We start from the raw sequence: 25,031 nt of genomic DNA, 5'->3' as shown, positions 1-25,031 counted from the left end.
GTCTACCAGTCGCCGTTCATGACCTGACGGATATCCGCTTGCGTCAGGGCTCCTGAAAAGACGTAGAGCTCATCCAGAGTGCCGATCAGGTAGCCTTCATTCGGGCTTCCGGCATGCAAGTAGCGCCCGACGCTCATCCAGGAGCTCTCATCGGTGCCGGGAATGGTGTCCGGCTCGTTGCGCAGGAATCCCGTGATCGTTTCGAGCTCGCCGTCCACGTAGAGCTGAACCTTCATGCCGGAAGCAGGATCGACGACTCCTCCCATGACGACGGCGACGTGATGCCATTCCCCATCGTAGAGATTGGTTTCACCGACGACATGTCCCTTGCCGCAATCGAAGCGGATCGCTCCCCACGGTCCGATGCTCCGGTGGCGGTTGACGATCAATTCAAACTTGCCGGCTTCGATATCGGTATCTCCCCAAGTCAGGAAGCCCCGTTGCTTGTGGGGTCCTTCGATTTCCGCGGGAAGCTTCACCCAGAATGCCACGGAGCGTGGTGATCTGCCCGAGATTCCCGGCCAGTTGGTCTGCACGCATCCTCCATGACCGTGCAACTCCAGGGCCTTTCCGAATTTCCCCGCCACGATACCCGGGCGCTTGTCCTCCCTCGTGCTGTCCAACAGGGTGGCCCTGATGCCAGGAGCATCCGGGTGGTTGCCCGAAATCACGAACTCGTCCCGCTTCAGATCATCGAAACTCAGGCGAAGATAGGAGGGCTTGTCCTCAAGCGAGGTCATGAAGAGCTCGGGCCGGGAGTCGACGGGGTTCAATCGACCCGCCGGACCGGCACGCCTCGACTGGAGACCCTCCAACCGTTCCTTGTGCCTCACCCCCCAATGGTTCTCGACCACCACCTTCCCCTTGAACAGGTGGACCTGATCGAGCTCATCCGGACTCGAAATCACTCCGAACTCGGTGCCCAGGTCCGTCACCAGCAGGTCGGGAGTCTGCACCTGAAAGCCCACCCCCGAAGGTGGCACCACGAAGTGTGAAATCCCCAAACTCTGGTAGATCCGATCGTCATCGTGAAGCGTCAGGTCCGCCGGAGCACGGACCAGCGCCTGGACGCCGCTCTGGAGGGTCAACTCCACTCCACCTTGACTGAGCTGGAGCCTTGACCCCTTCTCGAGCGTCAATCCGCCTCCGTCTCCATCCTCCTCACTCGCATGCGTCACTTGGAAGACCGCATCCTCACTGTGCCGGATGGTCAGCAGCGGCTCCGCGGGTTTCATGAAGACGCCCTTCATGACCATCGCCACGAGCACCAGTACGGCCGCGGCGGCCATCGCCGACTGCTTGAAATAGCGGCGCTTCTGACGACGAACCACCTCGTCCATCGAAAACACACTGGGCGGGGCCCCTTGATCCGAGAGCTTCTGGATCAGGATCCCATGAAGATCCACCATCCTCACGAATTGCTCCTGCGCCTCATCCTGCTCGATGAGGAACTCCTCCAATTTCCGGAACCCTTCTTCGTCCAGACTCCCGTCCAGCAGAGACCAAACCGATTTCTCGAACTCATCGGGATTCATGACAATTCTCCTTTCGCAAACAGGTAGGAACGAACGCAGTTCCGCAAGGATGTACGGAGCCTGAACAGGGTGACGCGGAGGGATTGATTGGTACGACCCGTATCCTTGGTGAGCTTCTCCAGCCCACCGCTTCGCGACGAATAGCGAACTTCCAACAAGCGGCGGTTTTTTTCGGACAACTTCGACATGCAGTGCTCAAGCGCCTCCCGCTGTTCTTCGATCAACCCAGGATCACGGTCCTGTGTCTTGTCCGCGAGAGACGTGCTCAACTCGTCGTTGAAAACAAGCACACCACGGCGGCGGGCCTCCTTGCGCCAGTGCTCAAGCACCTTGAAACGGGCGATCGAACAGGCCCATGCCCCGAAATTGGTGCCCAGCTTGAAGGAAGCCCGCTTCTCCCAAAGGACGATGTTGACTTCCTGCAGGATGTCCCGGACATCGGGACTTCCCGGGATCTGCGTGATGATGAACGACCGGATGATCTCCTGATGATCAATCAGCAGGGAAACGAACTGAGCCGGTTCGGTCTTCACAAGGTTCGGAGTAGCGGGTCACGTCGGGAAATCCGTCTCATCGACAAGGCGGACGTTCATTCATCAGAAACCGGGGATGGGGCGGTCAAGGGAATCTATCGGCGCCGGCGCAGGCCCAACCCCAACAACCCGAATCCGAGGAGCCCGATCGTTGATGGCTCGGGGATCGCAACGATCTGGAAGCCACTGATGGCACCACGGCCACCGTCGGGCGACTCGATATCGATGGTGAAACCGCTGGCGGTCAGGCCACTGACAATCGTGTAATTCGAGTAGTCCGCTCCGGTTTCGCTGTTGTCGCTCAAGAGGTAGGTGCCGTTGAAGATGTTCGGTGTCGTCGCTGGATCGTCATCTTCGACGAATACGGTGGTTCCCGAGCCACCACTTGGTGTGACGAGGAACTCACTCCGGCGCACGTTGCTGCCCGTATTGCGGCGGTCCGAGTCCGAGTAGATGATCACATTGTAGCCGTTGGTCGTGAAATTGGTGCCCAGGCCGGAAATGGTAAGCTGAAAGTTGTCCTGAGGAGTGCCATCGCCATGAGCACCGTTCAAGGCGAGGTAGGAATTGAAGAGGTTGTCGTCCGAGATGCCATTGGACAGTTCCCCTTTGAGCGACGCCTGGCTGGCTGCATAACCGACGAACCAGGTGGCGGCCGTCGCCGAGTTGGTCAGGGTTGAGCTGAGGGTGGCTGCCGAGCTGTTGCCACCATCATCAGCCAAGGTCGTAGTGGCGAATATTTGTGCGGCGGCAGCGTTCGTCGCACCATTGCCCACATTGACATTGTTCCAGCTGGTATTGCCGTCGATGCCAGCCGACTCGCTACCGGTGAGTTCATGGTCCGCTTGGTTGGCTCCATCGTCTCCCACATGGAAATTCACGCTGATGGTGAGCGCGCTCGCACCCAAGGCACCCGAAAGGGCAAGGATTGGAACCAGGGAGGAGACGCCGGGAATGGTCGATTGGGGAATCATGGTCGCTTGAGAATCTGAAGCAGTCGGACCACGTGGCCCGACTGGGGTCGGATGCTGGTAATGGTGGCCCGGAACGCTTCGTTAACAAAAAAGCGCGAATTTCGCGGGAAGCCCCCGAGATCGGCGCATACCGTGGAAATGGTCAGTCATTCCAGATCAGGTGGTCTTATCCCACCGGCGCCAGAGAGCCACTGGATCTCGTCCTTCCCAACATCCCATCATGGGCTGCTCGGAGGCAGCAACTCGACCCGGAGGAAATACTGGTGAGCCGCTTCGGGAGAATCGGGGATGTCGACCTCCTGCGAGGTGGATGACCCGGATCCTGAAGCCGGCACGTTGTCGAGCAGGGTATCCCAGCTGTCGAGATCGGTGCTTTCCTCGATCCGATACACGGCGCCCGGGGCCGACGGCCAGGTGAGCATCAGGCTGGTGGTTGTGTGCGGCAGCATGGCGAGATTGAAGTAACTCGACCGACTCAGCGGGTCCGTCCCGGTCCGCAGTTCCTCACCATCCAGGAACTGGTCGCCATCGGTATCAGGATTCTTCGAATCCGTTTCCGTCAAACCCACCAAACCATTGCCGTCGGCATCCTCAAGCGCGTCAGTGAGTCCATCGATGTCGCTGTCGACCAAATCCCGACCGTCCACGGTGAAGTCGATGAGGAATGGATCATCCGCCAGGGGACGGAACGCATCGCCATCCCCTGAGCCCACCGCGAAGGTCGGCCAAAGCGCTCCATACTCACCCCAACCCTCGTCGAGGGCGGCCGCCATCTCACGGGCCAACTCCAAAACCAGTTCGGGGTGGCTGCTTGCGAGGTTGTCGGACTCGTCACGGTCCACCGACAGGTCGTAGAGCTCGAATTGCTCGGCCGCATCCTTGTAGTAGAAGTAGATCAGCTTGTAATCGTTGCGACGGTAGGCGGTGAAGAAGCTCGAGTTCTGCGAGTTCGGCTGATGACGAAGCAGCGTCTGTTCCCGGTGGGTCCCGGGCGTCGAGGTGAGGTAGGGACTCAGGTCCACGCCGTCCATGTCCGGATGGGGGACGTCCGCCACGGCGAGGATGGTCGTTGGGATGTCGACCACCGAGACGATGTCGTGCTCCACCGATCCCTGCCCGATGGGCAACTGCTGCTGGAAGGGGTTGGACGGGTTGTGCTTCGCCCATGCCACGAAGAGAGGCACATGATACCCGCCTTCGTAGCAGTTCGCCTTCTTCCCGCGGATCGGATAGTCATTGAAGGTACTGCTGCCGATCTGTCCGCCGCTGTTCAGCGCGGGTGAGTCGCTGCCGTTGTCTCCGGTGAAGATGATCAGGGTGTTCTCGGCGACGGCCGGATCCAGGGCTTCCAACTCCAGCAGCTTCGCGCGGATCTGCCCGAGCGAGGTGTCGACCCCCTCGACCATGGTGGCGAACTTCTGGTGGTTTGAGTTCACCCCGGCACTGTAATCCCCCGTCGCGTTCGGATTCGTGGTGAATGGCGAGTGGACGGCGTAGTAGGACATGTAGGAAAAGAACGGCACGCCATCATCGACCGCGTCCTCGATGGCGTCATTCATCGCCTCGGTAAGCGCTTCGGTGAGCCATCTACCATTTCCATGGTAGTCCTCGATGTATGGCACCGGATTGCTGCCGCTCGAGAACCCGGGATTGCCGACGTATCTACCGGGGGCTCCGGCGCCGCTCCCACCCAGGTTGATGTCGAATCCAATCGCCCGCGGGTCCTCGGTCGCGTCACCCCGCGCTCCGAAGTGTCCCTTACCGCAGTGAATGGATCGATAGCCTTGATCGGACAGGAGTCCCGGCAAAGTGACATCCGTCACTTCCATCCCGCGATAGCGCCAGTTGTTCGGGCTACGGTGGGTGGCGACATTCGATCCCGTGGGCCTCTCGTACGTTCCGTTCAGATTGAGGTGGACGGTCACTCCGTGGCGCGGCGCATTGAAACCGGTCATCAACGAGGTCCGGGTCGGACTGCAGACCGGTAGGGCATAGGCCTGTGAAAACTTCATGCCATCGTCGGCCAGTTGCTCCAGATTCGGGGTCTGATAAAAGGTGTTGAATGCCCGTATCACCGCTGGAGCTCCATCGGTATAACTGTCGTAGGAGAATGGCTCGGACGTATCCATCACCCCCCAGTCGTCGACCAGACAGAGAATCACGTTGGGCCGCGCAGGTCCGACCGTCACCTCCACATCGGCACTCGCGCTGCCTCCACTGCTGGTGGCCGTCAGCGTGTAGGTCGCCGTGGCTGTCGGGTTGATCTGATACTGGCTCAGGCCGGTCACATCGACGTTGCCCGGATCAAGGGTCAGGGAGTCCGCATTCCCGACACTCCAACTGAGCTGCACCGGATCCCCGGCTCCCACGTAAAGATCATCGGCCACAAAACTGTGGATGACCGGAGGAAGAACCACGCCCCCATCGCCGGCGATGATCTGGAATCCACTGATGGCTCCTCGACCACCATCGGGAGAATCCATCTCCAGGGTGAACTCCGATGCGCTCAGGCCGCCGATGACCACGTAGTTCGAGTAGTCCGCGCCATCATCGACTCCGTCACTCGGAATGTAGGTCCCATCGAAGATGTTCACGACGCTTGCTCCGTCGTCGTCCTCAACGAATCCGTTCATCGGAGCCCCGCCATCAGGCGTGATCGTGTAGAGACTCTGACGGACGTTGTTGGTGCTCGTATTGCGGCGATCGGAATCCGAATAGATGATGAGGCTGTAGCCCTCGGTGGTGAAGTCCGCCCCGAGACCCGCCACATTCAACACAAAATCGTCGCCGGCATTCGTGGCCAAGTAGGAATTGAAGAGACTGTCGTCGGAGATCCCATTGGTGAGTTCATTTTCATCGGAGGCAGATGAGGCCGCATAGCCGACGAACCACGAGCCGGTCGCCCCCGTTCCCGGGCTCGAACTGATCGTGGCGGCCGATGCATTCCCCACGTCATCGACGAGAGGAGTGGGAGCGAAAATCACCGCTCCACCATTCACCGCAGGGTTTCCGACACTGATGTTGTTCCAGTGACTTCCATCCAGTGGCGTGAGGCCTGCCGACTCCCCCGACTCCAGTTGGTGATCCGCAAGGGCATCGGTATCATTCGCATGAAAATTGACACTGATCGAAGTCGCCGTGGCTGCAGGGTTCACGGTGACATCCACGGTTTCCGTCACCGTGGTGGATCCATCGCCCGCGGTCAGGGTGTAGGTCGTTGTCTCCGTTGGATTGACCACCAGCGAACTACTCCCAAGGACATCGATCCCACCCGGGTCGAGAAGCAAACTGGTCTCGTTCTGTACTGTCCAACTCAGCGTGACCGGGTCTCCCGCATTCACCGTGAGCACATCCGCATCAAACGTGTTGATGGCAACAGCACCGGGAGCCGCAAGCACCAGATCGACACCATCGTCATCGTAGACAATTTCCGCATTCAGCCCCACGAAGCCCGAGACGTCCTCCGTGCTGAACTTCGTCGCATCCGCCCGGGATCCATAGCTGATAAGCGGAATGACCCCGGCTCCGCCTGTGTAGGAAGAACCATCAATGGTCAGGGTAGCGCCCGATTGGAGGGTGAAACCACCGGTCGTATCGATGGCATCGACCCCGGTTGCTCCAAGCGTGAAGTCCAACCTGGCACTCGAACGCAGCACCACAGGGGTGGCACCCGCAGTGACCACGGCGGCATCACCCACGATCGCGAAGGTCGTGGCGAAGTCTCCGACACCAAGGTCACCGCCAAGGTCGAAATCTCTGGCCGACGTGCCTGAGTCGACCGAAAGGAAACCTGTTCCCGAGAGCGTGTAGGTCGATGTGCCGCCGGTGGCATTCCCGCCCATGTCCAGACCGCCGATGCTGAAGGCGCCTGCCTGATGGTTGATCTGTGTGCCATTTCCCACCGCTCCTCGACCCACATTGACATTGGCATTCACACTCAGGCTGCCACCCGCGTTGTTGATGTTGAACACATGGCCCGCACGCACATTGAGCGCGTTCGCCGCGGAGGGTGTGACCCCCCCGGTCAGGTCCGTGATGCCGGATCCCCCTCCATCCAGCACACCCGAATCGTTGCCATCCGGCACGTCGTCATCAGACCAGTTGGTCGCCGTGTTGTAATCCGTGTCGGTGCTACCATCCCACGTCCGGGTGGCGGCAGACGAACTGATCGCAGTCAACATGAGCAAGCCGAGTAGGGCCCCTGGTCTTGGAAGTCTCTTTCGAGGATCGGTGGTAATCACGAACGAACGGGTAGTGGGCTGGGCAGTCGGAAAACCGAAGGGAGAAACGGCAGGGATCGCACGGATCACGGGGCAAACACAGGATGCGGCGAACGACGGGCGGAACCGGAAAGTTCCACCCGTCGGAGATTCGCCACGGAAGATAGGCGTCACCAGGAGGTCAAGGGGTTGGGAACTCTTCCACGACGTAGAAGAACTTGTCGTCAACCGGACGCGGAATGGACAAGGTATTGTTCGGAGGCGTCGCAAGGATGCCATTCTGTCCTGTGACAATCGGCCAGGTGGCGGGATCGCTGTCCAGCGAAGCGCTCCCCCTCAGGTTGTAGGACATGCCTGCCAAGCTGTTCCATTCAAAATCCAGATTCGCTCCATTCCCCACCACACTCAGCTTGAGCGGATCGGCAGGCAACCCTGTGCCCCCGATGATCTGGAAACCACTGATGGCCCCACGTCCACCATCGGGTGAACTGATCTCAAGGCTGAAGCTCGCAGAGGTCAGTCCTTCAAAAATCACGAAGTTGGAGTAGTCATCGCCATCATCCACGTAGTCGCTGAAGACGTAGGTGTTGTCGAAGATATTGATCCCATCTGCCGGGTCATCGTCCTCGACGAAGGCCGTGACCGCACTCCCGCCGGAGGGTGTCAGGGTGTAGAGACTCTGCCGTTTGTTGGCACTGTTGTTACGGCGGTCGCTGTCGCTGTAGATGATCAATGTGTAGCCCCCGCTGGTATACTCCGACCCCAAACCACTGATATCCAGAATGGCAAGGTCCGCTGGAGTTCCATCTCCGTTCGGGCCGTTAAGGGCGAGATAGGAGTTGAACAGATTGTCGTCATCTCCCGGGAGGCCCAGCTCAAGCGCCTCCGAGGCCGCACTTGCCGCATAACCGACGAAATAACTGCTGTCGACCGAGGGAGCGATCGTCGCAGCACTGGCATTGCCGGTATCATCGATCAGTTGGGTCGACGGAAAGAGCGCTTCACCCTCATGATTGCTGGGCACACCCAAATTGATGTTCGTCCAGAACTCGCCATCGACCGGCACAAAGCCCGCGGTTTCTCCCATCGTGAGTTGATGGTCGGCAAGGGCATCCAGATCATCGACGTGGAAATTCACGCTGATGGTCGGTCCGGATGGGATCACCGGATACTCAGGCATGATCACGATCTCAAAGGTCGCGGTGACATCCGCATTCACGCCATCCGATGCCGTGAGGGTGTAGAGCATGTTTTCTGTGGGATTGACGTCCACGGAACTATCCGAGGTCACATCGCTGTCCACGGGAGGGTCGATCAGATTGTCGGCCGTGAGAGTCAGGCTCGTGAAATCATCAGCGACCCAACCGAGGGTCACCAGACCACCGGAGAACACATACTGCTGGCTCCCGGAAAACGAATCGATCACAGGCCCGACCGAGACCACCACATCCGACCCGACACTCCCGGAAGCGTTGGTTGCGGTGAGCGTGTAGGTCTCGCTTGAAACCGGATTCACCACGTAGGGGGGCGTCACCGCCGTCACATCGATACCACCGGGATCGAGGGTCAGGCTATCCGCGCCGGAAACACTCCAATTCAAACTCACAGGATCGCCCGTGCCGACCTGGGTATCATCGGCCGTGAAGGAATTGATCTGAGGAAGGACGAAGACGGCAAGGGTGTCGTTGACGGTGCCAACTCCATCACCCGCGCTCAGGGTGTAGGTGGTCGAGACGGTCGGATTGACCACGGTGCTTCCATTGGCGTCGACAGGTGCGCCATCCAGCGTGACCGTGGTGGCCCCTTGGGTTGCCCAACTCAAGGTCACTGGCTCGCCAGGGGCAACCGTGTAGAGATCCGTATCGAAAGAGGTGATGGCAAGTCCACCGGGATCACCCGCCACGAGCACCAGATCGATGCTGTCTTCATCGTGGACGACATCGACATCGTAGCCGGCGAATCCTGAAATGTTCTCGGTGCTGAACTCCGTGGCGTCCGTCCGCGAGCCGTAGCTGAAAAGCGTGATGGTGCCGGCTCCTCCGGTATAGGACGAACCATCAACGGTCAGCACTGCCCCGCTCTGGAGGGTGAAGCCTCCCGTGGTGTCGATTGTATCGATCCCGGTTGCACCCAGACTGAGGTCGATGATCGCACTCGAACGAAGCAGCACGGGAGCTGCATTCAGGGACACCGTGGCAACATCCCCCTCGATCGCGAAAGTCGTATCGAAATCTCCACTACCCACATCGCCACCAATGTCGAAGTCTCGTGCCGAGGCTCCTGCATCGATGGAAAGGATGGCCGTGCCGGAAAGCGTGTAGGTGGATGTGCCGCCGGTGGCATTACCACCCATATCCAGCCCACCGATGTTGAAGGCTCCGCCCGAGTGGTTGATCTCATTATCATTACCCGCGACACCTCGACCCACATTGACGTTCGCATTCACGTTCAGGATGCCACCAGCATTGTTGATGTTGAAGACATGGCCGCCCCGGACATTGAGGGCATTTGCAGTACTCGGACTGATCCCACCCGCCAGATCCGTGATGCCTGTGCCGCCGCCCCCGAGGACTCCGCTATCATTGCCATCGGGCACATCGCCGCCCGACCAGTTTCCGGGGACGTTGTAGTTGGTATCCGTATTGCCATTCCAGGTTCGGACGGCGGCATTCGCGCTCGAACTTGCCATCGCCGCGATGCCCAACGCGGCGCCGAGCTGGAGTCTCATCTTGTAGTTTCCCGGGTTTTTCATGCTTCTGTGTGTGGTTCAGCTGAGGAACTCTTCGTCATCGCCATCAACTCCTTCCGACCCTGCCCATGGGTTCAGGAACAGGGAGTGGAAGTGTTGCAATGTCACCTCATCGAATACGCCTGTTGATGACGTCCCCCCTCCATGCGTTAACAGTGAACTCGAGCTTTTCGCGGGAAAGTTCGTAACCCCCTTGCCTCCCCTTTCCTCATGCGGGGGCCTTACCCACCGACATTCCGCTCCCCGAGGGACGCGGAAGCACGGAAAGCCCGACGTAGAGATCCGGGGGTCACTTCACGAACTCGACGCCAACGGCATCGGCACGCCACGCCGGCCACGGCAGCAGTGCTTCACCCTCTCCGCGTCCGTAGGCCCCCTGAAGAAAGCGCCCGCAGGATGACAGCCGGAAGCGACAGACTCCCCCACGCTCTCCCTCGGACCACCGCCCGACATAAACTCCGTCCTGCTCGGTCAATGTGCAGCTCCCCCCCGGATAGCGCCCCTTCCACGCGGCGCCATCCTGCTCGAGATGCAATTCACCGAAGGCCGACTCCCAGACACCCGACACATCGGCTTCGGTTCCAGCAACCCCCGATCGGAGCTGATCCATCGGAATCTCAAGGGCGATCCGAGTGCCGCCCGAGGCATCAAGAATGCGTGTCTTCACCATGCCAGCCTCCCAATCGATATCCATCACCCCGGCATTGGGTTTCGTGTAGGCCGTGCCGATCCGGTTCGGGTTGGCGCCCGGTGGATCCCATTGCTGGTTCAGACTGCTCGATGTCAGATCATAGATCGGATAGAGTCCGGGACGTTCGACCAGACTCACCTCCGCCCAGTGGGTGTCGCCCGACAGGAGAATCACCCCTTCTGCCTTCGTTTTCTCCAGCAGCGCAAAGAATCGCTCCCGCTCCTTCGGCATGTTGGCCCATGCCTCATAACCATTGTGACCGCTGCCGAGTTGGGTCGACAGGCCGATCAGGCGCAGCCTGGCCGGTTTATTGAGTTCCTCCTCAAGCCATGCCCACTGCGCTTCACTCATCATCCTCTGGGGTTCGTCATCCCGGAGCGCGCGATACCTTCCCAGCTCTGGGTAGGGCTTGGCGTCATCGCGGATGAGATCCGATCGGAACGTCCGCAGATCCAGCATCAGGCACTGGATACGGCGGTCTTCAGGTCCGAGCATGGAGGAAGCGTGGATCCCCTCACGCTTCCGCCGGACACTGCCGGCTGGCTCATCAAAGAAATCGAGGAAGATCTCCTTGGAAGCCTCCCGGGGTTTGTAGTTTTCTCCCGAGTCGTCGGCTCCGTAGTCGTGATCATCCCAGGTGGCGATCACACGTGCCGTGTCGGTCAACGCCCGCCACCCGGGATGCCGTGCCAGCCGGCGGTACTTCATCCGTAGTAATCCCATGTCCTGGGTATCCCCGTAGATGTTGTCGCCGAGGGCGAAGTAGAGCTCGGGCTTCTCCTTCCCGAGGGTGTCCAGCATCGGGCATGGCTGTGACTCCCGGAAACACGAGCCCCACGCAATGCGCGTCGGCGCGAAACCCGGCTCCACCTCCTTCGGCGCGCGATGATCCAATCCCGGGGACGCAGAGGCCGGTTCGGGCTCGAAGGCCCCTGCGGTCGCTCCGTCCGCCTCGACCCACTCGAACTCGATCAAGGTCGCGGCGTGATCACTCGGAAACACCGCTTCGGTCCTGGGCGCCCGGGCATCCTCCGGATTCAGCGGAAACACCGTTGCCTTCACCGGTTGCAGGGCAGGGCGGCCGATGGCGTTCTTCACATACAGCCGGTCGATCCGCTCCGGAGGGTCCGGACTGCCGTCCTCCCGCTGGTCACCTCGCGGAGTCCAGGTAGTTCCCGGATGCTCGGCCGGATCCGCATGGACCACACGGAACGCATCATCAAACCCCGCCGAGTGCATCAATCGACTGATCGGCAACGCCAGAGGACGCCGATGCGGAAATTTCTCCGCAGCCCGAGCCGTCCAATCGAGATGGGATGAGCAATTCCAGTCCCCGCCGACCAGTACCGGCACTTGGGCATCAAGGAGGCCCCTTCGGTCCAGATCATCCAACAAGGCCTGTGCCTGCTTGAAGCGATCGGACAGGGTCGTGTCACAGGCCAGCAACTCCTCATCGCTCGGCGAGGGCTCGGCCACCGACGCCCACTGCACCGGAGCCCGGTGGTCGAGCCAGATGCTCCACGCCACGAATTCCCGCCCTGCATCATCCTTCAACCTCGCCCCCAGGCCATGCCACGGATGCTGGAAGTCTCGCTCGATCGGCGTGAAGCGGGTCGCCACCGCCAGATGCGGGCTCTCCCCCTGCCAGAAGTTCCACCCCAGCTGCTTCGACACCCACGCTCCCAGAGTCTCGTCCATGCCCTCCAGCGGGTAGCTCTCCTGCCACAAGACCACGTCCGCCTTGCTGTCCTTGATTACCTTCAGCACCCGCTCTTTCCCCGCTGGACCATACGGGTTCGACCCCCTCTCGGTATTCCAAACCAGCACCCGCAGGGGCTCTTCTGCAGCGAGCAAACCCACCCCTAGAATTCCGAGCATTACACGAACAAACATCACCATATCAGCGAATACCGATCAAATACTGCCATCCTTACAGGCGTATCTGCTTCCTCCACCGACCACCATCAACCGCCTGCATAACACCCCGTGCGCTCAGCCAGATCCGCCTCATTGGACCACGGAGCATTCCCCCTCATTTCAGCTTTGCGCGGGTGCCCGCCATTCCCAAGACTCCCGCACATGTTCATCGTCCTCGAAGGCATCGACGGAACCGGCAAGTCCACGCAGGTCCAACTCCTCGCCGATTGGTTCCGCAGTCAGGGGCGCGAGGTCGTGACCAGTCGTGAACCCACCGATCAACCGTGGGGAAAGAAGCTGCGCGAGTCCGCCGCGACCGGACGCCTGTCGCCGGAGGACGAACTGGAGTATTTCCTCAAGGACCGGAAACAGCACATCGACGAGCTGATCCGTCCCGCCCTCGATGCCGGGAAGGTCGTCATCCTCGATCGCTACTACTTCTCCACCATGGCCTATCAGGGGAGCCGCGGTTTCAACCCACGCGAAATCCGCGCCAAGAACGAAGCCTTCGCCCCCCGTCCCGATCACCTGTTCATCCTCGATCTCGATGTCGATGCCGCCCGCGAGCGGATCGGTGCCCGCGGCGACACCACCAACGAGTTCGAAAAGCGCGACTCACTGGCCAAATGCCGCGAGATCTTCCTCGGCCTTGCCGAAGAGCCCTTCGTCCACGTCATCGATACCAATCGCCCCATCGCCGAGGTCCAGGCCAGCCTGCGCGAGGCCTTGCAGTGAAAAGTCCGGCCACCCGGACTTCATCACTCCTCCGGCCACCCGGACTTCATCACTCCTCCGGCGACTCGCCCAGCACCCGTTCCTCCGCCGGTGAAGGAAGCCCTTCCGCACCAGCAGGGAGTGGTTCAACCACCGTCTTCGCGGACTCAACGACCGCGAACAAGAGCAACCACAGGACGAATCCCAGGCCCGGTCCAAGGCGGAAAAATCCCCGAAGCACGGCAAGCCAGTGCCCTTGGATCACCGATGCGAACGGTTTGGACAAATGTTTTCTGAAAACAGACCATAGGAAGCCATCACTTCCGATAGCATGCTCCAAAGCCCAAACCCGTGCACTCTCTATCACTCATCTCATTCGTCCTTTTCTTCGTCTTCGTCATCGGACTGTCGGTCTGGAAAAGTCGACGAGCAGCTGGAGCCGACCAAAGTTCTTCCGACTTCTTCCTCGGAGGCCGCAGCCTGACCTGGCCACTGATCGGGATCTCGATCGTCGCGGCAAATATCTCGACCGAGCAAATGGTAGGCATGGCCGGCTCAGCCGCTGGCGGCACGGGGCTCGCCGTGAGCGCGTGGCAGCTTCTTGGTTCGGTCTTCATCGTGGTGGTTTCGATGTCCCTTCTCCCGCGCTTCCTGCGGGCCGGCATCTACACCATGCCTGAGTTCCTCGAGTATCGCTACAACCGCACCGCACGCGGCATCATGGCCATCCTCACGGTCATCATCTACGCCGTCGTGATGCTTCCCGCGGTGCTCTACTCCGGTGGCGTGACGATGCGCGCCATCGTGGGGCTGCCGCTGTGGCAAGGGGTGATCATCATCGGTGCGATCGGGATGTTCTATTCCACGCTCGGCGGCCTCAAGGCCATCGCCTGGGCCGACCTCGTCCAGGGGCTCGCCCTGATCGGCGGCGGACTGCTCGTCTTCTTCTTCGGGTTGAAAGCCGTCGGTGGCTGGGAGGCCTTCACCACCACCAATGCCGACAGCCTTCACATGATCCTGCCAGCGGACCACCCGGAACTCCCGTGGACCGGCATCCTGTCGGGCATGTGGATCGTGATGATCTACTACTGCGGCCTGAACCAATTCATCGTGCAGCGAAATCTGGCCGCCAAGACGCTGAAGCACGGCCAGCTCGGCATGATCTTCGCCGGAGCGCTGTGGCTGCTGGTGCCATTCGCCATCGTCATGCCCGGACTCATGGCGAACCAGCTTTTCGCCGACAAGCTGCCGACGCCCGACGCCGCCTTCCCCACCCTGATCAAGGAGCTCATCCCACCGGGAATCAGCGGCCTCATCTATGCGGCCATCGCAGGTGCCGTGACCTCCACCCTCGCCTCGCTGCTCAACTCGTCCTCGACGATTGCCACCATGGACATCTACCGCGGACTCATCAATCCAGAGGTGAGTGAGAAGAACCTCGTCTGGCTCGGTCGGTTGCTCACCGTGGGCATCGTCGCCATCGGCTGCACCATCGCCCCCGTCCTCGATAACCCGGAATTCGGCGGCGTCTTCAAGTTCATCCAGCAGTTCCAAGGCTACATCTGGCCCGGCGTGGTCGCCGCCTTCGTGTTCGCCTTCCTCATGCCGAAGGCACCCCAGGCCGCCGGTGCGGTCGCCCTGCTTCTCGGCCCCCTGTTCTACGGCATCCTCCAGTTCACCCAGGAAACGCACGGGCTGTTCTTCCTCCACCAGGTGCTCATCGCCTTCCTTGGGGTGTCGACCGTCATGCTGATCATGACCCTGGTCAATCCACTCTCGGAACCCCGCACCCTCCCGATCCGCGAGGAAGTCGCCATCAAGACCGAGCCCGTCGTGAAAATCTGCGGTGCACTCGTGATCGCAGGCGTCATCGCCTTCTTCATCATTTTCCGCTGATCGGGCGCCGTCCCTCAGCATCCATCCTGCAAACCACCGGACCTCCATCGACCCATGTCCCTGATCGCCCAACTCGAACCCCTGACTCTTCCGACGTACCCGCTGGGCGCCCCGGAGAAGAACCCGCTCTTCTTTGAAAAGCGCGTCTATCAGGGTTCCTCGGGAAAAGTCTACCCTGTGCCCTTCGTGGACAAGGTGCACGACGTCCCCGAGGACATCACCTACACCTCCGCGCGCCTGGAGAACGACTTCATCCGGCTTGTCATGCTCCCGGAGATCGGTGGGCGCATCTTCCTCGGGCAGGACAAGACAAATGACGATTACGACTTCTTCTACAGAAACGATGTGATCAAACCCGCCCTCGTCGGCCTGGCCGGCCCATGGATCTCAGGCGGCGTCGAGTTCAACTGGCCCCAGCACCACCGCCCCGGGACCTTCATGCCGGCCGATGTGCACATCGAGCACGAGGAAGATGGCAGCGCCACGGTCTGGATGTCTGAGCACGACCCGCTCAACCGCCTGAAAGGCATGCACGGAATCCGCATCCGTCCGGACTCCTCGCTCATCGAGCTCCGCGGCCGCCTCTACAACCGCACGCCCCTCACCCACACCTTCCTCTGGTGGGCGAATGTCGCCGCCATGGTGCACGACCAATACCAGTCTTTCTTCCCGCCGGACGTCAACTACGTCGCCGATCACGCCGTGCGGGCGCTCTCCTCATTCCCGGAAGCGAACAACCCCTACTACGGCGTCGACTACCAGAACCGGCCCGGCGCCAACGACCTGTCGTGGTACGAGAACATCCCGGTGCCGACCAGCTACATGGTCTGCCAGACCCTCGCTGACTTCTTCGGTGGCTACGACTTCAAGGCCGATGGTGGATTCGTCCACGTCGCGAACCGCCACATCGCCCCCGGCAAAAAGCAATGGACCTGGGGCAACCACGACTTCGGATGGGCATGGGACCGCGAGCTGACCGATGAGAATGGCCCCTACGTCGAGTTGATGGCGGGCGTCTACACCGACAACCAACCGGATTTCACCTACCTCCTTCCCTACGAAACCAAGACCTTCTCGCAATTCTGGTGGCCGATTCAGGGGATTGGCCCCGTCCAGGCGGCCAACCAGCAGGCCGCACTGCACCTCACCATCCGTGACGACCGCACCATCCAACTCGGCCTGAATGTTTCGGAACCCACGAGCGGAGAGCTCACCATCTCCCGCCATGGCGAGGTGATCGGAGCCTTCCCGATCAACCTGAAACCCGGTGAAGCATGGCAGGACAAGTCGCTCGCCTTCGAGGGTGAGAACCCCGCCGCAGTGCTTGCCGAGTTCCGCGATGATGAAGGCAAGCTGCTCCTTGATTTCCGCCCGATCGACGTGAGCACGCTGCAACGCGACCGCGTCCAGGCCACCGAGCCACCGACGGCCGACGAACTCGAATCCGCCGACGAGCTCTTCTTCACCGCTGAACACCTCGAACTCTATCGCCACCCGACCCGGGCGCCCGAGCCGTATCTCGAACGCTGCCTGGAGATCGACCCGGCTGACTTCCGCGCCAACCTCGCCCTGGGCAAGCGCCTCCTGCGTCGTGGCCTGCTCGAAGAAGCCGCAGCCCATCTGGAAAAGGCCATCGCCCGCCTCACCACAAGGCACCCGAACCCGGTCACCGGCGAAGCCCACTACTTCCTCGGACTCACGAAAGTCCATCTCGGCGAACCCGAAGCCGCCTACTCGCTTTTCTACAAGGCAACCTGGAACTACGAATGGCGCAGTAGCTCGTTCTATCAGATCGCCTGCCTCGATTGCCGGAAGGGAGACTTTGAAACCGCACTCGGTCACCTCGATCAATCACTCGCCACCAACCGCGACCACAACAAGGCCAGAACACTCACCGCCCTGGCGCTGAAGAAACTCGGCCGGGACTCCGAGGCATCCGCCATCCTCGAGGAACTGCTTGCCAGCGACCCACTCGACCACTGGGCCACCCACGTGAGCGGCGACATCGACAAATTCCTCAGCGGCACGCGGAACGACGCCCAGACCATTCTCGATCTGGTCTTCGACTACAGCGACGCCGGATTCAGGGACGAGGCACTGGCACTGCTCGCCCTGCATGACCAGCACGGCACCACCGACTGCGCGGTCCCCAACCCGCTCGAACGAAGCCAGATGACCGCCTACGCCAAGGCTTGGCTGTCCCGGGATCCCGCCGATCTGGCGACCGCCCGCCAGCAGGATCCGGCCCACTTCTTCCCGTCCCGGATCCACGAGCAGCTCATCCTCGAATGGGCCATGGAACCATCCGGTGACGACACCCTCGCCGCCTACGGATTGGGCAACTACTATTACGACCTGAAGCGACATCAGGACGCTCTCGAGATGTGGCGTATCGCCGCCACGTCCGACAACCCACAGGCCCACCGGAACCTCGCGCTCGCCCACTGGAACCTCAACAGGGATGGCGAAGCGGCCAGAGCCTGCTACCTGAAAGCCATTGCTCTGGATACTGACGACGCCCGCTTGGTCTCCGAGTTCGATCAACTTTGTCAGAAACTCAACGATCCGCTCGAGGACCGGCTCAAGTTCCTCGAATCCCATCGCGAAGCGGTTCTGCTGCGCGATGACGCCACCGTGGCACTCGCATCCCTCTACAACCTGACCGGCCGCCCCCAGGAAGCACTCGACCTCGTGCTTTCCCGCCGATTCCACCCGTGGGAAGGCGGCGAGGGCGCCGTGCTCAAGCAATACACCGACGCCCGCCTCCTCCTCGGCCAGCAGGCATTGGAGAATGATGATGCCCCGGGCGCCTACGAGCAGTTCTCGCTCGCCATGGACACGCCCGAGTCACTCGGGGAAGCCTACCACCTCCTCCAGGCCAAGGCCGACGTGAACTACTGGCTTGGCCGTAGTTTGCGCGCCATGGGCAGGGAAGAGGAAGCGCTGCAGCACTTCAAGCTGTCTGCGGAGGAAGAAGGCGACTTCAGCGAGATGGCCGTCACAAGCCACTCCCCCCTTTCCTACTTCCGTGGCCTGTCCCTGCGGGAAATGGGACGTGAGGAAGAGGCACGCCGCCTCTTCACCGGCCTTGCCGAATTCGCCCGGGAAGGACTCAGGACCAAGGCCAAGATCGATTACTTCGCCACTTCGCTGCCGAACCTGCTCGTCTTCGAGGAAGACCTCCAGAAGAGGCGCGATGCCGACCACCACCTTCTCATGGCTCTGGCCCATCACGGTCTGGAAGAAACGGAAAATGCGGTCACGGAACTCCGGAAAACCCTCGCCTTCACACTCACAGACCCGATGGCAGCAATGCTCAACCGCACCCTTTCGCTCAATCCTGCATGAAATCCCTCTACCTCCCCACACTCGTGTCGATCGGTGTCCTGAGCGCATCTCCCCAGCCGATCGAAACCCTCGACCTCGCTGGTGAATGGAAGTTCGCCCTCGATGCCGAGGACTATGGCATCAAGGAGGCGCCTGACCGATGGAAGTTTCCCGATGTCATCCAACTGCCCGGCATGGTCACCGCCCAGGGATTCGGCGACGAGCCGTCATTCGAAACCAACTGGACCGGTGAAACGTGGCGCTATCCCGACATGTTCGTCGAGTGGCAGGCGCCCGACAACTTCAAGTTCCCCTTCTTCCTCCAGCCGCCCCTGCATTTCCTCGGCCCGGCATGGTACCAGCGGGAGATCGAAGTCCCGGACGACTGGAAAGGCCATCCCGTCGACCTGTTTCTCGAGCGGGTCCATTGGCAGAGCACAGTGTGGCTCGATGGCAGGAAAATCGGAGAAGCGAACGCTCTCGGCACCCCCCATCGACTCCGTCTCGGTGAACTCGCACCGGGTACCCACACGCTGACCATGCGGATCGATAACCGCCTGGACAAGATCAACGTCGGTCCTTCCGCCCATAGTGTCAGCGACCAAACCCAGGGCAACTGGAATGGCGTGGTCGGCACCATGGAGCTTCAGGCACTGGCCGCCAGCCACATCGAACGGGTCGACCTGTTCCCATCGGCCGATGGCACCGTCCGGATCAAGGTCGATGGCCAACTCAGTGATCAGGTCGGCGAGGCGACCCTCCGCGTCGAAATCCACCCGGTCGGCGACAGCAACAAGACGACCTTTCTCAAATCCGAAGTGGTGAAGCAGGCGGCAGATGGAAGTTTCAACGCCGAACGCGTGGCCAAGGTCGAGGACCCGAAGCTGTGGAACGAATTCAGTCCCACGCTCTATCAGGCGACCGTCTTTCTCCAGACCGGCGACGACATGGCCGAGGACACCCACCACACCACCTTTGGCTTCCGCGAAATCGAGAACCGCGACGGACGCCTCATCCTGAATGGTGAGCCAGCCTTCCTCCGCGGCACGCTTGAGTGCGCGATCTTCCCGATACTCGGGCACCCGCCGACCGAGGTGGAACCATGGAAACGCATCATCCGCATCTGCAAGGCCCACGGCCTGAACCACATTCGTTTCCACTCGTGGTGCCCACCCAAGGCCGCCTTCATCGCAGCGGATGAACTCGGCTTCTACTATCAGGTCGAAGCATCCGCCTGGGCAAACGGAACTGCTGCGGTCGGATCAGGTCGCCCGGTCGATGCGTGGATCAATGCCGAAACCGAACGGATCCGCGAGGAGTACGGCAACCATCCGAGTTTCCTCCTGATGGCCTACGGCAACGAACCGGGAGGCCCGAACCACGCAAAGTGGCTCGCCGATTGGGTCAAGCGTCAGCAGCAGGCCGACTCCCGCCGGCTCTACACGACCGGTGCCGGGTGGCCGGTGGTCAAGGGAAGTGACTTCCACAACCCGTTCCAGCCACGCGTCCAGCGCTGGGGTGAAGGACTGGGCTCCATCATCAATGCCAAACCACCGCAGACCGACTTCGATTGGTCCGACTACCTCAGGAAACACACCGACGCCCCGGTCATCTCCCACGAAATCGGTCAATGGTGCGCCTACCCGAACTTCAAGGAGATCGACAAATACACGGGCTATTTCAAGGCACGAAACTTCGAGATCTTCCGCGAAGTGGCGCGTCGCAACGGCGTCCTGAAACAATCCGAGGACTTCCTCATGGCCTCCGGCAAGTGGCAGGCCCTTTGTTACAAGCATGACATCGAAGCCGCCCTGCGCACCGAAGGCTTCGGCGGGTTCCAGCTCCTCGACCTGCACGACTTCCCCGGCCAAGGAACCGCACTGGTCGGCGTGCTCGATGCCTTCTGGGACGAAAAGGGATACATCTCGCCTGAGGAATACCACGCATTCAGCGGCCCCATCGTCCCCCTCGCCCGCCTGAAGAAGATGGTCTACACCGCGAACGAGACCCTCGAGGCCGCACTCCAGCTTTCCCACTTCGGGCCGGAAGACCTCAGTGAGGCCACCCCCGTCTGGACCATCCGTCACGGCGAAAAGACCGTTGCCGGCGGCAAGCTGCCCGCCCGGCAGCTATCGAAATCCGCCCTTCACGACCTCGCCACCATTCGGGTGCCGCTCAATCAGATCGAAGCACCCGCCAAGCTCACCCTCAGTGTCAGCATCGAGGGAACCGACGCACGCAATTCATGGGATCTCTTCGTTTACCCGAATGTCATCAGCGAGGCCCCGGAAAAGAACTCCGAAAGCTTGATCACCAAGGACCTGAAAACCGCTCAGGAGGCACTCGCAGCCGGCAAGAACGTACTCTGGCTGGTGCCACCCGGTCAGGTCGCCGATGACTTCGAGCACCCGATCAAGACCGGCTTCTCCACCGTCTTTTGGAACACCGCCTACACGAACTGGCAGCCCCCGCATACCCTCGGTCTGCTCATCGAGCCCGAGCACCCGGCCCTTTCCCGGTTCCCCACCGACATCCACACCAACTGGCAGTGGTGGGAGATCGTCACCGGATCCCAGCCGTTCCTGCTGACGAAGCACGAGGACCTGATCCCATTCGTCCAACCCATCGACGACTGGTTCACCAACCGGAAACTCGGTCTCGTCTTTGAAGCAAAGGTCGGCAAGGGCAAGCTCATCGCCTGCAGCGCCGATCTCGAGAGCAGGCTCGACAACCGCCCTGCCGCCCGCCAGCTCCGCCACTCGCTGGAGACCTACCTTGGCAGCACGGAGTTCGACCCCGAAGTCACATTGACCGCTGCGGACCTTGCCGAACTCGTCGTTCAGCCCTCGAGGCTTTCCCGGATGAATGCCACGGCCAAAGCCAGCAGCGAAGCGAAGGGCTACGAGACCATGAAGGCCATCGACGGGGATCGCAGTACTTTCTGGCACAGCCGGTTCGAACCGAATCCCGCACTACCACCCCACACCCTGACCTTGACCCTCCCCGAAGCCATCGAGATCGAGGCGGTCCTCGTCACCCAGAGGCAGGACGGGAACAAGAACGGCCACCTCAAGACCGTCGAAGTGCTCAACGAGGACGGCGGGGTACTCGCCACCACCGAGGTGCGCGAAGGCGCCGGGAAGTTCCGGATCCCGCTGCCGGGCGCCATCAAGACCCGTTCCCTGACTCTCCGCATGCCCACCGTCGCCAATGGCAAAAATGCCGCCATCGCCGAGATCGACATCGTCCCATCTCCCCAGAATCCGTGAAACCGCTCCGCACCATCAGCAGCGCCCTTCTCGCCTGCACCTTGAGTACCTGCCTGCCACTCCTCGCCAACAGCCTGGACCTGTCCGGCACTTGGAAATTCAGCCTTGATGCCAAGGACCTGGGCCTGGCAGCAGGGCCATCGACCTGGGATTTCCCCGATACCATCAACCTCCCGGGCAGCACAGCCGCACAATCCAAGGGGCCCGAGTTCCAGATGGATCTCAAGCTCGACAAGGAGACCATGAACCGGCTCCGCGAGCGCCATCCCTACGTCGGTCCGGCATGGTACCAACGGGAGATCCGCGTGCCCGACGACTGGCGTGGCGACCACGATTCCATCCTCATCCTGGAGCGCGTCCTGTGGGAGTCCCGCGTTTGGGTCGACAAGCAGCCCGTGGGAGCACCTCAGAACTCACTTTCCGCCCCCCACCGCTACGATCTGACGGGCTACCTCAAGCCCGGGCAAACCCACACCCTCACGCTGCGTATCGACAACCGCCAGATGGTTCCCATCGGCGACATCGGCCATGCCTACACCGCAGGCACCCAAACGATCTGGAATGGCGTGATCGGTGACCTCGAGATCCAGCAGGTGCCCAAGGCACGCATCGATGACCTCCGCATCATGACCCGATCGGACGGGACCATGAAAATCACTGCCGCCGGCGACTTTCCCCCGCGCAGTCGACTCAGCGTCTCCATCTCCGAACCCGGGGCCACATCCACCACACGGATGCCGACCGTGAAGGACCTCGGTCAGAGCAAGACCTTCGTCGCACGCTTCGGGGCAGCGAAACCCTGGTCGGAACTTTCCCCCACACTCTATCAGCTCGAGATCCAGCTCCTCGACGAAGACGGGCAGCCGCTTCACCAGTTGACGCGCACCATCGGCTTCCGCGACTTCACGGCGAAAGGACGCGACCTGCTGATCAACGGCCAACCGACATTCCTGCGCGGCAATCTCGAATGCGCCATCTTCCCACAGACCGGCCACCCCGATGCCGAGGGACCACAGTGGGAAAAGATCATGCAGGTCTCCCGCGACCACGGACTGAACCACCTTCGTTTCCACTCGTGGTGCCCGCCGGAAGCAGCCTTCGAAGCCGCCGATCGCCACGGCATCTACCTGCAGGTCGAACTCCCGAACTGGACCTTCGAAATGGGCAAGAACCCGCCGGCAGACGAGTTCTTCAAGGCGGAAGGCGAGCGGATCTTCCGCGAATACGGACACCACCCGTCCTTCGTCATGTTTTCGCTCGGCAATGAACTGAAAGGCAACCTCAAACACATGGACGCCCTGATCGGGCACTTCCGCGAGATCGCGCCGGACATGCTCTTCACGTCCACCAGTTACGCCTTCTCCCCGCGCGGCCTGCTGCCCGGCCCCGAGGACGACTTCTTCATCACCCAGCGCTCCAAATCGGGCTGGGTGCGCGGTCAGGGATTCCTCAACACCACCTTTCCCTCGACCGACACCGACTACGCCGAAGGCCTCGAGTGCCTTGAAATCCCGCTCGTCACCCACGAGGTCGGACAATACGTCGTTTACCCGAATCTTGCGGAACTGCCGAAATACGAAGACACCCCGCTCCGCTCGACCGCGCTGGAGGTGATCAAGCAGGACCTCGAAGCCAAGTCGCTGCTCGATGACGCGGAACGGTTCACCCGCGACTCCGGCAAGCTCGCGGCACTACTCTACAAGGAGGACATCGAACGAGCCCTGAGAACCAAGGGGCTCGCCGGCATTCAATTACTACAACTTCAGGACTTCCCCGGACAAAGCACCGCAACGGTCGGGCTCCTCGACGCCTTCTGGGATTCGAAGGGCGTGATCACAGCCGACGAATTCCGGCAATTCTCCGATGCCGTGGTGCCGCTCGCACGGATGGAGAAGTTCGTCTGGGAGAACAGCGAAACCTTCACCGCTGATCTTGAACTCGCCAACTTCAGCGAGTTGCCGCTGGACGCCGTCGGATTCTCCGCACGTCTCATCGCACCCGGCGGAGAGGTCGTGGCCGAGCAGGCATTTGACGCTCGCCGGTTCCCGCTCGGCAACGGACTGGAGATCGGAGCTTTCCGCGCGGACTTGAGTGCCTTCACCCGCCCCGTGCAGCTCACGCTCGAGGTGTCGGGACCGAGCGAAGACATCACGAACTCCTGGCCGATCTGGGTTTACCCCAGGAACGCGCCAGCCGCGGAAAAGGACCTCATCATCCACCGCGGCACGACCGAAGAATGCATGGCCGATCTCGCAGCAGGCAAGTCCGTGCTTCTTCTGCCGCCCTCGGGCGCGGTTCGCAAATCCCTTCCCGCCCGGTTCATCCCGGTCTTCTGGTCACCGCTCCATTTCCCCAACCAACCGGGCACGCTCGGGGCAACCATCGAGACCGACCACCCGTTGTGGAATCATTTCCCGACCGACAGCCACACCAACTGGCAGTGGTGGGAACTGACGGCAACCTCCACCGCCGTCGACCTGAGCGGCGTGGATGCCTCCGTCGCGAAACCATTCCGGTTCATCGACAAGTACGATCGCAACGCCTTGCCAACCGGAATCTTCGAAGCCCGGGTCGGCCCCGGCAAACTTCTCGTCTGCACGCTCGATGTCGAATCCCGACCCGACGAGCGCATCGTTGCCCGCCAGTTGAAACGGGCTCTCATCCAGCGCATCCAGTCATCGGATTTCAATCCATCCGGCGTGTTGAGCCCATCCCAGCTCCAGGAGTTGATCGGCGAGACATCCCTCGTCGTCACCGCCAGCAGCGCCCACAGCACCACACCCGCGTCGCATGCCGCCGATGGCGACCCCACCACGCTATGGCACACCGACTGGACCACCGGCGAAAAACTTCCGGCCGACCTCACCATCGACCTTCTTGGTCCGAAGCCCATCCTTGGACTTCGATGCACTCAGAGGAAGGACATGGAGAACGGCCGGGTTTCCGCCTACGAGGTCGAGGTTTCCATCGATGGAAGCAAATGGTTGAAGATCGCCACGAATGGCAAACTGGCAAATTCCGGGAACACTCAGGAAATCCGCTTCAAGGACCCCATCAAGGCACGTTACCTTCGTCTCTCCATCCTTCGCGATCACGGCAACCGCGGTTTCGCCAGCATGGCTGAAATCGAACCACTGCTTGGAGACCCGGGTGACGTCCGCGATCTCGGCATCATCCCTGGATTCAACGACTGAAGAAACTCGTTC

Annotated in this window: 12 protein-coding genes; 5 read left to right on the top strand and 7 right to left on the bottom strand. The window is 61.1% G+C overall.

The window, feature by feature from the left end:
- Window positions 1-2: 2 nt before the first annotated feature.
- The 6 genes from JIN81_RS09885 to JIN81_RS09860 form a co-directional block, all read right to left on the bottom strand.
- Complete coding sequence (locus tag JIN81_RS09885; protein WP_200278779.1) at window positions 3-1,535, bottom strand: LamG-like jellyroll fold domain-containing protein; 1,533 nt, start codon at window positions 1,533-1,535, stop codon at window positions 3-5.
- A complete protein-coding gene (locus tag JIN81_RS09880) occupies window positions 1,532-2,068 on the bottom strand; it encodes a sigma-70 family RNA polymerase sigma factor (RefSeq protein WP_200278778.1) in 537 nt (178 codons plus the stop codon). The genes JIN81_RS09885 and JIN81_RS09880 overlap by 4 nt, the downstream gene beginning before the upstream one ends.
- A 95-nt stretch (window positions 2,069-2,163) precedes the next feature.
- The gene (locus JIN81_RS09875) at window positions 2,164-3,042 is read right to left on the bottom strand and encodes a PEP-CTERM sorting domain-containing protein (RefSeq protein ID WP_200278777.1); all 879 of its coding nucleotides are present in this window, start codon (window positions 3,040-3,042) and stop codon (window positions 2,164-2,166) included.
- A 218-nt stretch (window positions 3,043-3,260) separates the two neighbouring features.
- A complete protein-coding gene (locus JIN81_RS09870) occupies window positions 3,261-7,223 on the bottom strand; it encodes a sulfatase-like hydrolase/transferase (RefSeq protein ID WP_200278776.1) in 3,963 nt (1,320 codons plus the stop codon).
- A gap of 220 nt (window positions 7,224-7,443) precedes the next feature.
- On the bottom strand, window positions 7,444-10,014 hold the full coding sequence (locus tag JIN81_RS09865; protein WP_200278775.1) for an autotransporter outer membrane beta-barrel domain-containing protein: 2,571 nt from the start codon (window positions 10,012-10,014) through the stop codon (window positions 7,444-7,446).
- A gap of 286 nt (window positions 10,015-10,300) precedes the next feature.
- Window positions 10,301-12,580 (bottom strand): alkaline phosphatase D family protein, encoded by a 2,280-nt coding sequence (locus JIN81_RS09860; protein ID WP_200278774.1) that lies wholly within the window; start codon window positions 12,578-12,580, stop codon window positions 10,301-10,303.
- A gap of 201 nt (window positions 12,581-12,781) precedes the next feature.
- On the opposite strand from JIN81_RS09860, the gene tmk reads away from it, so the two are divergent.
- The gene (gene tmk / locus JIN81_RS09855; protein WP_200278773.1) at window positions 12,782-13,354 is read left to right on the top strand and encodes a dTMP kinase; all 573 of its coding nucleotides are present in this window, start codon (window positions 12,782-12,784) and stop codon (window positions 13,352-13,354) included.
- 49 nt (window positions 13,355-13,403) lie between these two features.
- On the opposite strand, the gene JIN81_RS09850 is transcribed toward tmk, so the two are convergent.
- Window positions 13,404-13,619 (bottom strand): hypothetical protein, encoded by a 216-nt coding sequence (locus JIN81_RS09850; RefSeq protein WP_200278772.1) that lies wholly within the window; start codon window positions 13,617-13,619, stop codon window positions 13,404-13,406.
- A 65-nt stretch (window positions 13,620-13,684) separates the two neighbouring features.
- Here JIN81_RS09850 and JIN81_RS09845 point away from each other — a divergent pair, with 65 nt between their 5' ends.
- From JIN81_RS09845 to JIN81_RS09830, 4 genes are read left to right on the top strand one after another with little or no spacing between them, the layout of a single operon-like run.
- On the top strand, window positions 13,685-15,229 hold the full coding sequence (locus JIN81_RS09845) for an SLC5 family protein (protein ID WP_200278771.1): 1,545 nt from the start codon (window positions 13,685-13,687) through the stop codon (window positions 15,227-15,229).
- Window positions 15,230-15,283: 54 nt separating this feature from the next.
- Window positions 15,284-18,577 carry a DUF5107 domain-containing protein gene (locus JIN81_RS09840; RefSeq protein ID WP_200278770.1) on the top strand — a complete coding sequence of 1,098 codons (3,294 nt, stop codon included), beginning with the start codon at window positions 15,284-15,286 and terminating at the stop codon, window positions 18,575-18,577.
- Window positions 18,574-21,825, top strand: coding sequence for a discoidin domain-containing protein (locus JIN81_RS09835; RefSeq protein WP_200278769.1), 3,252 nt, complete (start codon window positions 18,574-18,576; stop codon window positions 21,823-21,825). The genes JIN81_RS09840 and JIN81_RS09835 overlap by 4 nt, the downstream gene beginning before the upstream one ends.
- The gene (locus JIN81_RS09830) at window positions 21,822-25,019 is read left to right on the top strand and encodes a discoidin domain-containing protein (protein ID WP_200278768.1); all 3,198 of its coding nucleotides are present in this window, start codon (window positions 21,822-21,824) and stop codon (window positions 25,017-25,019) included. Before JIN81_RS09835 ends, JIN81_RS09830 begins: the two co-directional genes overlap by 4 nt.
- The last annotated feature ends 12 nt before the right edge of the window (window positions 25,020-25,031 follow it).

Origin of the sequence: Haloferula rosea (assembly GCF_016595525.1) — a bacterium.
GTDB classification, from domain to species: domain Bacteria; phylum Verrucomicrobiota; class Verrucomicrobiia; order Verrucomicrobiales; family Akkermansiaceae; genus Haloferula; species Haloferula rosea.
The sequence above is the reverse complement of the archived record's forward strand: the minus strand, read 5'-3'. Positions and strand labels throughout refer to the sequence as shown.

Coding starts and splice junctions, on each gene's coding strand:
- JIN81_RS09870 (WP_200278776.1), bottom strand. CDS start 7,223: ATGTTGACTGCGATCAGTTCGTCTGCCGCCACCCGGACGTGGGATGGT.
- JIN81_RS09840 (WP_200278770.1), top strand. CDS start 15,284: ATGTCCCTGATCGCCCAACTCGAACCCCTGACTCTTCCGACGTACCCG.
- JIN81_RS09875 (WP_200278777.1), bottom strand. CDS start 3,042: ATGATTCCCCAATCGACCATTCCCGGCGTCTCCTCCCTGGTTCCAATC.
- JIN81_RS09835 (WP_200278769.1), top strand. CDS start 18,574: ATGAAATCCCTCTACCTCCCCACACTCGTGTCGATCGGTGTCCTGAGC.
- JIN81_RS09885 (WP_200278779.1), bottom strand. CDS start 1,535: ATGAATCCCGATGAGTTCGAGAAATCGGTTTGGTCTCTGCTGGACGGG.
- tmk (WP_200278773.1), top strand. CDS start 12,782: ATGTTCATCGTCCTCGAAGGCATCGACGGAACCGGCAAGTCCACGCAG.
- JIN81_RS09860 (WP_200278774.1), bottom strand. CDS start 12,580: ATGCTCGGAATTCTAGGGGTGGGTTTGCTCGCTGCAGAAGAGCCCCTG.
- JIN81_RS09865 (WP_200278775.1), bottom strand. CDS start 10,014: ATGAAAAACCCGGGAAACTACAAGATGAGACTCCAGCTCGGCGCCGCG.